General features: G+C 38.0%; 4 protein-coding genes. 3 read left to right on the top strand and 1 reads right to left on the bottom strand.

Translation table 11 applies throughout. The features are described 5' to 3' along the window. The first annotated feature begins 108 nt into the window (after window positions 1-108). The 3 genes from ACT9TX_RS10275 to ACT9TX_RS10265 are packed head-to-tail and all read left to right on the top strand — an operon-like array spanning window position 109 to window position 3,760. Window positions 109-927: an SMP-30/gluconolactonase/LRE family protein gene (locus ACT9TX_RS10275; RefSeq protein WP_481338198.1), complete on the top strand. Its 819-nt coding sequence runs from the start codon at window positions 109-111 to the stop codon at window positions 925-927. A 6-nt stretch (window positions 928-933) separates the two neighbouring features. Beyond that, entirely contained in the window at window positions 934-1,986 is a 1,053-nt protein-coding gene (locus tag ACT9TX_RS10270; protein WP_481338197.1) for a cytochrome c peroxidase, read from the top strand. Continuing rightward, on the top strand, window positions 1,973-3,760 hold the full coding sequence (locus ACT9TX_RS10265; RefSeq protein WP_481338196.1) for a hypothetical protein: 1,788 nt from the start codon (window positions 1,973-1,975) through the stop codon (window positions 3,758-3,760). The genes ACT9TX_RS10270 and ACT9TX_RS10265 overlap by 14 nt, the downstream gene beginning before the upstream one ends. 544 nt (window positions 3,761-4,304) lie before the next feature. Here ACT9TX_RS10265 and ACT9TX_RS10260 read toward each other — a convergent pair. Beyond that, window positions 4,305-12,431, bottom strand: a complete 8,127-nt coding sequence (locus ACT9TX_RS10260) for an SdrD B-like domain-containing protein (RefSeq protein ID WP_481338195.1) — start codon at window positions 12,429-12,431, stop codon at window positions 4,305-4,307. Between the last annotated feature and the right edge of the window lie 2 nt (window positions 12,432-12,433).

Genomic DNA, 12,433 nt, shown 5'->3' with positions numbered 1-12,433 from the left:
ATAGGCTTTTTTACTTTTTTTATTGCAATCACTCATATTGCTGTAGCTCAAGTTAAACAGGTTATTAACAATAATAGCTGTACGAAATTCCCATCATTTGTTGGTAAAATGGGTTACGATATTGCAGCAAGCGCCTTTAGCACTACCGAAAAAAACAAGGTAGGTTTAATGCTGATTGAACTTGCAAGAGACAAAAAGACCAAAGCTGTAAATGCCAATCAAGAAAGGCAAAAAGTGTATCAAGATGCAACCTGGAAACAGTTTGGCTATTTATCATCTATCACATTTGATAATAAAGGCAATATTTATGTTTTGCCCACACCTTTTATTTCGCTTTTGCAGAATAAGCCTTGGCAAATGAATAGAATAATGAAGGTAGATAGCGAAACGGGAAAAATGAGTGTGTGGATGGATCTTAAAGCAGATAGCACACAAGCTATTAACAACCCATATGGTTTACTTAGTTTAACGTTCGACTGTACCGATATGAGCATTTGGACAAGCAGTGTATATGGCAGTAGTAGGCGGAAAGAAATTGGCGCTATTTACCACATTGATGTTGCTACAAAAAAAATTATAGACACGCTTACAAATGCAGATGCTTTGTCATTAGCCATTTCTACAGATGAAAAAAATGCCCGACGATTATATTATGGTAGTGCTAGAGATGGCAAAATTTTCTCTTACCTTATTGATGGCAAAGGCGCATTGGTAAGAAATAGCTTTAGATTAGAAACAAGCCTTGAAAACCTTGGCCTACGTGGTGACGATAAGCCAAGAAAAATACGATTTGTAAATGGCGCAATGATTGTTACTGGCAAATCATTTAATTACAATCTTGAGGCTACAAGCGATAAAATTGAATCTACCTATCGTTTTGTTTGGAGCAAAGTGAGTAATCGTTGGATTTTAGAATCAATAGAATAATGCGCCATGAAAAAAAGTCCGCTATTATATACTACCCTATTTCTCAACCTAGCTATCATTAGCTTGCCATTTCTATTTGGTAATGCCACAAGCCATAAAAATACAACAGCTAGCAAGGCGGCTTTTGGTAAAATCTTATTCTTTAGCAATGCGCTATCATTAAACAATACAAAATCTTGCAGTAGCTGTCACGATCCTCAATTTGCTTTTACCGATGGCTACAAAAAATCTATTGGTATTGATGGTTATAATGTAAAACGCAATGCACCGGGTCTACAAAATATTAGCACTTACCCTTGTTATACCTGGGCCGACAGCAATGTAAAACAGTTACAACAGCAAATACAAATGCCATTATTTAACCACTTACCTAACGAGCTAGGCTGGTATAATAATGAAGCTAACATGTTGCAACGAATTGCCAGCATTTATAGTAAAAACATACAATCCATTTACAAAAAAAACACCATTACAATCGCTGAAATGATTGAGTGTATAGTGGCTTATGAACGCACTTTAATAAGCTATCAAAGCAACTATGATAAGTATTTACGTGGTGATACGAATGCTTTAAGTGCTGATGCCAAAAAAGGTATGCAATTATTTTTCTCTAAAAAATTACAATGCAGTTACTGCCACAACAGTAAAAATTTGGGTAGCGCATCAGCAAGCGATTTTTACAATACTGGCTTGTACAATGTAGGTGATAGTAACACCTACCCTACTACAGACCAAGGCTTGTATGATGTAACACACCAAGCTGCTGACAAAGGTAAATTTAGAGTACCAAGCTTAAGAAACGTAAGCATTACCGCACCTTACACACACGATGGCAGCGTAGCCTCATTAAATGAGATGATAGATATCTACAGCAAAGGCGGCCGCAATATTACTACTGGCTCCTACAAAGGCAATGGCTATAACAATGCGCTAAAAAGCCCACTAATAAAGGGTTTCACCATTACGCCTGAAGAAAAAATACAACTGATTTATTTTTTAGAAAGCTTAACCGATTCAAGTTTTATAGATAAGCACAAACAAAAGCATGATACGAAATAAACTATTAGCAACCTTGAGCGCCATTTTGTTTTATGGCATCGCTAGTGCACAAGACACTTCTAGCAACTATAGCTATGTAAACGTGTATAAGAGCGAAGTGCTTGGTAAGAGTACCAACGATACATTGGCAGCTATTGTGCAACGCAAAAAACAAATAGCAACAGCACTAGCTAAAAAACAACCCATTTTTTTAGACTTAGGTAAAAATACAGGGCTAAACGATTCTATTGTTTTAGCAGAAACCATTGCTTTAAAAGACACCAATTTTTCTCGCTTTTTAATAGATGCTACTACTAAAAAAGCATTACTCAATCAAATTTTTGGTGTGTATTATGCAAGGCAAAGTGTAATACCTAAAGGTGTGCTCTTTGAAAAAGGCAGATACTTTCAAGTTGAGATGTACAATTTTGCCTACAACCTAAGTACAGTTGCTGTTGTAGATATGAAGGATAAGAAAGTGATTTTGGTAAATACGCTTACCGAAACGCAGCCAGATGTTCCTAACGCAATCGCTCGCCTAGGTATAGAAATAGCCATCAATTCTAAAGAAGTAGAAAAAGCCCTCGGCTTTAAACCTAGCATTAACATGCCAGTGATGAGCAATACCAAAACAGCACTAAACAAAACCCGTTGCGAACGTAGTATGCACTTATGTCTAGCGCCTACGTTTGTATCAAAAGACCGTGCTTTATGGGCTATTGTAGATATTACCGAAATGAAATTAGTAGGTGTAAGATGGACAAATCTTGGTAACAACGTGCAAAACGAATTGCTCACAGAGCGTAAAATTCAAAATGAAACCATACAAGATTGTTTTTGCGAAAAAGTAAATACAGTAGCTAAACACAACTGGAAAGTTGATTACATATTAACAAGCAGCGATGGCTTAAAAATATTTGATGTAAAGTACCAAGACAAACCTGTATTAAACAGCGCTAAACTGGTAGACTGGCACGTGAGTTATAGCAATACCGATGGCTTTGGTTACAGCGATGCAGTGGGTTGCCCAATGTTTAGCCAAAGTGCAGTAGTAGCTACAGAACCACCTCAAATTTTTGAATTTATAGACGAAGACAACCACGAAAAAGGCTTTGTACTAGAACAAAAATTTTACAGCGAGATGTACCCAACACCATGTAATTATAGCTATTCGCAGCGCTATTTGTTTTACGATAATGGCGACTTTAGAGTGGTAGTTGCAAGCTTAGGCAGAGGCTGTGGCAATGATGGTACATATCGCCCTGTAATACGTGTAGAATTTACAGGCGATAACCAACAATTTAAAGAATGGAACAAAACAGATTGGAGCATTTGGAACAAAGAGGGCTGGCAATTACAAAAACCCACCACTGCTTACACCAAAGAAGGCTACCAATATGCCATACAGCCAAATGCTGATGCGCAGTATTTTATTCAACCATCTACAGGGCAGTTTAAAGACGGTGGCAGAGGCGATAATGCCTACTTGTACATTACCAAAAACCACCCAGAATTACAAGAAGGTTATAACGATTTAATTACCATTGGCCCTTGCTGCAATACAGATTACAAACAAGGCCCTGAGAAATTTATAGAGCCTAACCCTGAAAAAATTAACAACAGCAGCATTGTACTATGGTATGTACCACAAATGAAAAACGATGATACACCTGGTGCAGAATATTGCTGGGCAAATGTGGTAAATGAAGATGGTATTTTTAAAATAAAAGCGACACCTTGCTTTGCTGGCCCAAAGTTTATTTATAAGCCAATAGCTACAACCACTAAAAAATAATTATCGAAGCAAGGTAGCAAAAGAGGCGGTCTCATGTTTTTGAGACCGCCTCTTTTTGTTTTAAACTAGCTGCTTTCAAAAATCCTTTTGGAAACACCATCTATGGAAACATTTTGTTTGTTTCCGCACCTTCTGTTTCCATTTGCTTTTTAAAACATTTGGCAACACTAACGTTGACAACATTTAATTTGTTGCTGGGCTAGTTGTTGTCAAACAATAAATAATCAGTTACTATTTATTTCTTACTAAATCTTTCATTGCTTCAATGCCTTTTACAAAACCTTATACATGAATCCATAAATCAATAAGCTCGCTATCATTCCTATCATTCGTCATGACCTGATAATAAACTAGCTTAATTCAGCATACAAAGTGAGGATTCTTGGCTTTTGTAGATTACCTGACTAGAAAGTAACACCTACAACACTCTTTTGAAAACAATAATTATCTCACTTAATTACATTTACTAGATCCATCAATCTAATAAAAAACGGCTAGCAACTTTCGTTACTAGCCGTTTTAATGTATTTGAAACCTTTTATAGTTATTGTTTCAAGATAGCTTTTGTAGCTAAGAAGCCGTTTTGTACATCAGATATGTGTACAATGTAGCTACCGCTTTGTAAGCCACGTGTATCTAAAGTTGCTGTTACATTAGCACCAGTAGAAACAGGGGTTACAGTTTGTATTTGTAATACTCTACCAGCCAAATCCATAATCTTAACAGTAGTTGGTGTTGCAGAAGCAGCTCTAAAGCTTACTTGTATAGCATCCATTACTGGGTTAGGATATACACTTACGCTTGCAATAGCATATTGTGTATAGGTTTGTATAGCAGTGTCTTTACAAGTACCCCAACCACTTACTATTAATTTAATAGTGTAAGGTGTAGCTGGTGCTGGTGTATAGTTGGTGGTTGGGTTTACCAAAGTTGATGTTTGGCCATTACCCAAATCCCATAAGTAACTCATAGTACCTAAAGCTACAGTGCTTGAACTAATGAAGGTAGTGCTTGAACCGCTACCAGTATTAGTTAAAATACTGAATGAAGCTTTTGGTTTTGCACCTACGTATAACTGCTGTGCATTTGCATTGCTTACACAACCATTCGCATCAGTTACTTTCAAGGTTACATCATGCTCACCATATGTAGCGTAAGTTTTAGTTACGTGCTGTGTAGAAGCATAAGTACCATCGTTCAAATCCCATAGGTAAGTATATGGTGCAGTACCGCCAGTTGTTGTATTGGTAAATACAAATTGGTTATCGGTAACACATTGTCTGTTGTTATTGATGGTGAAACCAGCTACTAAGTTACATGTTGGTGTAGGTGGTACTACTACCACTGGTGTACCTACTGTTACTGTAGTGCTTACGCTTCTGCTACCACAACCATTTGTTACTGTATAAGTAATTGCTACAGAACCTGTGGCAACACCTGTAACAAGGCCAGTTGAAGGATTTACAGTTGCAACTGATGTATTAGCGCTTGACCATACACCACCTGCTGGTGTGCTACTTAATGTAGTAGTTCCTGCTACTAATATTGACGTAGTACCTGTAATAGCTGAAGGCTGTGTAGGTAATGGATTAACCGTTAATACTAATGTAGCGGCGCTATCGCAACCTGCAACATTGGTTAAATGTGCGGTGTAAGAACCTGCTACTGTATAGTAACCACCATTGAAGCTATAGCCTGTACCTTGACAGATTGTTGCATTAGTTGTAGACGTTGTACCCGCACCACAAGGAACAGTAACTGTTACTAGCAATGTAGCACTTGCAGAGCCACAACCATTATTAACTGTGTAACTGATTGTTGCTGTACCAGCTGCAACACCTGTAACAACACCCGTTGTAGGGTTAACTGTTGCTACTGCAGTATTGCTGCTTGACCACGCACCTCCTACAGTTGAAGAAGTAAGTGTAGTAGTTGAACCAACAGGTACAGAAGGTGTACCACCTATTGCAGCAGGCGCTGTAGCACCAGACTGAACAGTTACCGTTGTTGTTTTGCTGCTACCACCACATGCACTTGATGCTTGCAAGGTTACTGTATAAGTACCTGCTGCTGCATAAGTATGTGTAGGGCTCGTTGCGGTACTGCTTCCGTCACCAAAGTTCCATGTATAGCTGTCTGCTGTTCCTGTTGTTGTATTGGTAAATACGAAGCTATTGGTATTTAAACACTGTGTTGCGTTGTTTACAGTAAAGTTAGCAACTGGTGTTACACAGGCTGTGTTTACTGTTACTAATTTACTTGCACTGGCACTACCACATGCATTTGATACTGTGTAGCTGATAGTTGTTGTACCTGTACCTACTGCTGTTATCAAACCAGTTGATAGATTGATGTTTGCAACACCTGTGTTACTGCTGCTCCATACACCACCTGCGGTTACACTACTTAAAGTAGTTGTTGCACCCACGGTTAAGGTAGTTGTACCAGTAATAGATGCTGGTGTAGAAGGCAATACGCAAGGTACTACCGGTGTAGATATGGTTACAGTAACAGATCTTGAAGCAAAACCACAAGCGTTACTTACAGTGTAAGTAATTGTTGCAGTACCATTTGCAATACCTGTAACAAGACCAGTTGTAGGGTTTACAGTTGCAACGCCTGTATTGTTGCTAGACCATGTACCACCTGTGGTTGCACTGCTTAATGCAGTAGTAGAACCAACTAATACAGCCGTAGTACCACTGATAGATGCTGGCTGAGCAGGTACATCTGAAATAACAACTGTTTTAGTAATCGTGCTAGTACCACAAGCATTGGTAACATCTAATTTAACATTGAATGTACCGGCTACAGAATAGGTATGTGTACTATTTGCTGTAGTTGTTGTTGAACCATCACCAAAATCCCATGCATATGTAGGTGAAGTACCCGTAGTACTGTTAGTGAATGTATAAGCATTAGATGCTAAACATTGGTTTGCAGTATTGATTGTAAAGTTTGCTGTAGGGCTTACACAAGTAACTGGTGGAACAATAGAACCAATAACAGTTACTACATAAGTAGCACTTACAGAACCACAATCGTTGCTTAATGTATAGCTAATAGTAGTTGTACCTGCAGTTAAGCCATATACAAAACCATAAGCATTTACAGTAGCAACAGCAGTGTTAGAACTTGACCATACACCACCTGTAGATGAAGTAGATAAAGTAATAACGTTACCAGCATTTACACTAGTTGAACCACTAATGGCAGCAGGTGTTGCTGGTAAAGGCTTAACAACCACTATTTTAGTTACTGTATCGCTACCGCAAGTATTGGTTGCAATTAAAGTAACTGTATAAGTACCAGCACTTGCATAAGTATGACTAGCTGCACTTGCAGTTACTACTGCTGAACCGTCACCAAAGTTCCATTTGTAAGTAGAACCATTGATTGTTGCATTGGTAAAGGCAAATACATTACCATTTACACACTGTGAAGCATTGTTAATAGTAAATGCAGCAGTAGGTGCAGTACAGTATGAACCAGGATTAGGAACAACGATAGTTTTTGTAATAGTATCGCTGCAACCAAAATTACCAGTAGCAATTAATGTAACAGAATATGTACCAGGTGCATAATAGATAGGACCAGGATTGCTCAACGTTGATGTTGTACCATTACCTAAATCCCATTTGTATGTCATCCAGCCACCGCTAATAGTAGAGGTACTATTGAATGAAACACCAGCACCAGTGCCAGAATTGTTATAAACTTCAAATGCAGCAATTGGTTTAGCACCTATATAAATCTGTACAGTAGAAGCATGTGCTTCACAACCTCTGCTATCTCTTACAATAAAGGTAACGTCATGTTCACCTGCAGTTGCATAAGTGTGTGTTACATCTTTAGTATAAGCATATGTACCATCATTCAAATCCCAGAAGAATGTGTAAGGACCAGTACCACCAGTAAAGTTACCAGTGAATTGGTATTGATTATTAGTTACACACTGTGCAATTTGATTAACAGTAATTGAAGCAGTCATGTTACAGTTTGGTGCAACAGAGTATTTATAACCTGCATCAATTGTTGGGTTATTTACATCCAAATGATTTGAACTAGATGTATTGATAGCAACCACTGGAGAAATACCAGTAGCAGAATCAGCATCACTGTTTAAATCTGTTTGAGGTGTAACAGTTTGTTTGCTTATTGGTGAGCCATAAATTGTGGTAGGGAATTGTACTTTATAATTACCGCTGTTTAAATCAGGGAAATTATAGTAACCAGGATTACCACCTTTATTGGCCGTTACAGTACTATCAAATTTGGTATAAACACCTGGTGCAGTTTCTTTCAATAAGTAAACCTTCACACCATTAATACCATTAGTTGTAGACTCATTTTGAACACCATCAGCGTTTGTATCTGTCCACACATAGTTACCTAAGCTACCGATATTGGTTCTATAACCAGCATCAATAGTTGGGTTGTCTTTATTTAAACCAGAACCATACACATCTATTGTAACCACACCACTATAACCAGTTGCTTTATCGGCATCATTGTTATAGTTTACTTGGGGTGCTTGGTTTGTAACATCACTAATAGGATAATTACCAATAGAAGTAGGGAATTGTACAATATATCTACCCGCTAATAAATTAGGGAAGTTGTAATAACCTGGTCTACCACCAGCAACAGAATCTGCAGTAGTAGTTGTAGCAAATTGTACGAAGTTACCTGTACCGTCATCTTTCAATAATTTAACAGTAACACCATTAATACCATTTGCAGCAGGTTCGTCTTGAATACCATTGTTATTGCTATCGTACCAAACATAATTACCTAAACTACCTGCAGGTCTGTAACCTGCATCAATAGTTGGGTTGTTTACGTCTAATGCTACGGCAGACTGAGTATTAAGTATCACAGTAGCACTTCTACCAGTTGTCAAATCAGCATCACTATTACCATCTGTTTTAGCAGTTTGGTTAGCAGTAGTTAATGTACCAGCTGATGTTGAAAGCGGGAATTCTACTTGATAATTACCACTACCTAAATTAGGGAAATTGTAATAACCAGGGTTACCACCATTGTTAGCAGTAATTGTGCTATCAACTTTTGTAAACACACCAGTAATTTCTTTGTATAAGTAAACTTTTACGCCGTTAATACCATTAGAAGCAGGCTCATCTTGTAAACCATTGCCATTTGCATCGTACCAGACATAATTACCTAAGCTACCAATATTGGTTTTATAACCAGCATCTATTGTAGGGTTATTTTGATCTAAGCTAGTAGCAGAGATTGGATTAATAGTAACCACACCGCTATAACCAGTTGTTTTATCAGCGTCGTTATTATAATCTTCTTGTGCCGCTTGGTTTTTAACATCGCTTAATGGGAAAGTTCCAACGCTTGTAGGGAATTTCACTTTATAGTCACCTGCCAAAAGGTTAGGGAAATTATAGTAACCAGGGTTACTAGTTCCACCTGTTGCAGATAATGAGTCAGCAGTAGTTGTAGTTGCAAATAAAACATACACGTTAGAGCTGTTTTTCTTGTACAATTCTACAGTTACGCCATTGATACCATTAGCAGCAGGCTCATTATTAATACCATCATTATTATCATCGTACCAAACGTAGTTACCTAAACTACCTACAGGTGTATAATAACCTGCATCAATTGTAGGATTGTTTTTAGCTACACCTGTGCTTGTAATATCCATTACAATTACAGGGCTTAAACCATTTGATCTGTCAGCATCGCTGTTATAATCAGTTGCAGCTGTAGCGGTTTGAGTAGTTAAAGAATCGCTACCATTTAAAATAGCAGGAAACTGAACCTTGTAGTTACCACTTTGTGCAATTTGGAAGTTATAGTAACCAGGACGACCACCTGTAACAGAATCGGCAGTTGTTGTAGTAGCAACCACAACAAAATTACCTGTGCCATCATCTTTTAATAGATTAACGGTTACACCATTAATGCCATTGGCAGCTGGTTCGTTTTGGATACCATCTTTATTGGTGTCTTTCCAAACGTAATTACCGATTGTGCCATAAGTTAAACCTAAATCAATTGTGTGATTTACATATCCTACGTTACCAGTAGTTACATCGAACTTAGGTAAGTTAGCAGGTATAGCACCCAATGCGGTTGTAACTGTAGAAGCACTAAAGTTATTATCGTTTAATGTAGGGTTTGTGCCTTCACCTACAAATGCAGGTGTGATGGCATAACCTTTCCCATTAACGGTGAATACATTGGTTGTGCCATTGTATTGACCAACACCTGCCACTACTACATAATTTGTATTAGGTAAAATATTATCGCCATTTAAGGTAGAGAAGTAATAGTTACCATTAGCGTCAGTAGTAGTTGATTTAACTAAGGCACCAGTAGTTGCATTGTATAAATTCATTTTTACACCAGCAATACCAGTTTCAGTAGGATCTTGAATACCATTATAGTTGGCATCATTCCATACATAGTTACCAATTTCTAAGAAAGATAAAGCATCAATTGCAGCAACAATGTCACCCATACCATTTGCTTTACCAAATTGGCTGATACCACTATTGCTATAGTAGGCTTTACCTCTAAGTGGCAAACCTGTACTGTTACTATTAACACGTACACCATTTGCCCAGATGGCACCACCTCTAAATACAGATGCATCCACCATACCTGCCATTACTTCACCAGCACCAGGTACAATTAATAACCCTCCAGTACCCATTTCAGTGTGGTATCCACCAACTCTATTAAAGTCATCATGGTAAAACTCACCAAAACCAGGACCTTGGTTATTGTTAGGTGCATAACCAGTTGTTGGACCAGCTTTTGCATTGTTTTCTAAAACATAAGCACCATTAGAATAATATGCTCTTAGAACATCACCACCAGCATCGCATTGTTCACCTGCTGTGTATGTTGCATTATCATAGTTGAAGTTACCCATTTGGTTACCTACTCTATCCATTAAAGCAAGTACCATAGTGCCATCTAAGTCAAACTCAATATCAGATAAAACTGGTGTCGGGTGTACAATTACACCATTACCATCCCACACATCTGCAATGTTGCTTGTCCAAGGATACCAACCTGTTGTTTGAGGCTCAGCAGCACTTGGATATCCTTTAGGATAAGTTAATGGGAATTCAAAAACATCAGCCCAAGAACCTGTACTTATATCCATGGCTTTTACAAAACCTACAAGATTAGATTTTGAACCAGTAGAACCATCACATACTGAACCTACGTATAATTTTCCATCATATACTTTAAGCGCAAAAGGATGGAATTCTCCATTTATACATCCTGGATCGGGTATTGGATAAAAAACTACATCACCAGAAGTGGGTGCAGCACCAGTAGCTAAATAGTTAGATATATTAATACCATATACCCTTTTATCGTTAAGATTTACGAAATACAAAGTATTACCATCTTCAGATAATCCCATACCACCTATACCAGCTTTACCTACTTTATCAAAAGCATCAGCATCAGCGCTCGGGCTACCTTTAGATGCAGGCAACCCACGAGCAACATTTGTACCGATAGTACCAACATTAATGCCTAGAGTAGTAACATCAAGAAAGTTACTTACCACAGGTGAAGCGGAATTAGAGTAATCAACAGCGTAAATACCGCCTAGACCTAAAGGCCCAAGACCAGCATGACGTTTTAGAAATGCAGCAGAAAATAATTTCTTTTTGTATTTATTCCAAGCATGAGCCCATACTGTACCTACTTGTGCATTAGTAGCAATCGTAGTAAAGCTATTATCAGTCATGTTGTTATAACTATGCGCTAATATAGCTGGCATAGTAGCAGCATCACCACCACCCAATGGGTTACCATTAGTAAAAATACTACTGAAAACGGTTGGATTACTCTGTGCATACTTAGGTTCGTTTACAGCACCGCAATCAATACCACAACCTGGTGCACTTACAAATCGAACACTTGAAGCATTACCACTCAAAGATGGACCTGCATAACCTTGCGTTAAAGCAGGAAAATTAGTAAACTCAACACGAACAGGAAAATTAGCAGATGGAATTGCATTACCATTTGCAGCACTAAATGCATATTTGCCATCAGCATCAGATGTTGCTGTATAAACTGCACCAGTTTTATCAAATGCTTTAACAATAACACCATCAATACCTTTAGTTTCACCAGACTCGTGAACACCATTTGCATTATTATCAAAATAAACCATACCGCCTAAATCTGTACCGCTACATGCAGTAGGTTCACAAGGCGAAGGTGCTAAAACAGTTTTAGTTGCAGAAGTGGCTAAAGTTGTGCCACCGCTATTTTTTAAAACTGCTTGCAATGTGTGCGAAGTGCCATCAGAGTTGATTTCGAAAGCAACCACCTGAGGAGTCACAATAGGACCTGCTACCGCAGAACCACTACCTGGATCGTAGTATGATTGTGGTCTAATAGTTCTAGCTGTTACAGAATTACCATCTAATGTTACGGTAATTACGTTGCCATTGCTAGCACTAAGCCAACCAACTTGAACACTTACAGTTGTTTTACTAGCACCACTGTAATAGTAACAACCAGAAACAGTTGTTTTTTCTATCGTAACAGTTTGTGCGTTAGCCGCAGAAAATGCAGCCATTACAAAAAACAACAAAAGAGCAAATACTCTTTGCACATTTTTTGTAAAACTCAATTTTGTTAAAAGTTTTTTCATTC

It is taken from the genome of Parasediminibacterium sp. HNIBRBA5674, assembly GCF_056745525.1.
The sequence above is the reverse complement of the archived record's forward strand: the minus strand, read 5'-3'. Positions and strand labels throughout refer to the sequence as shown.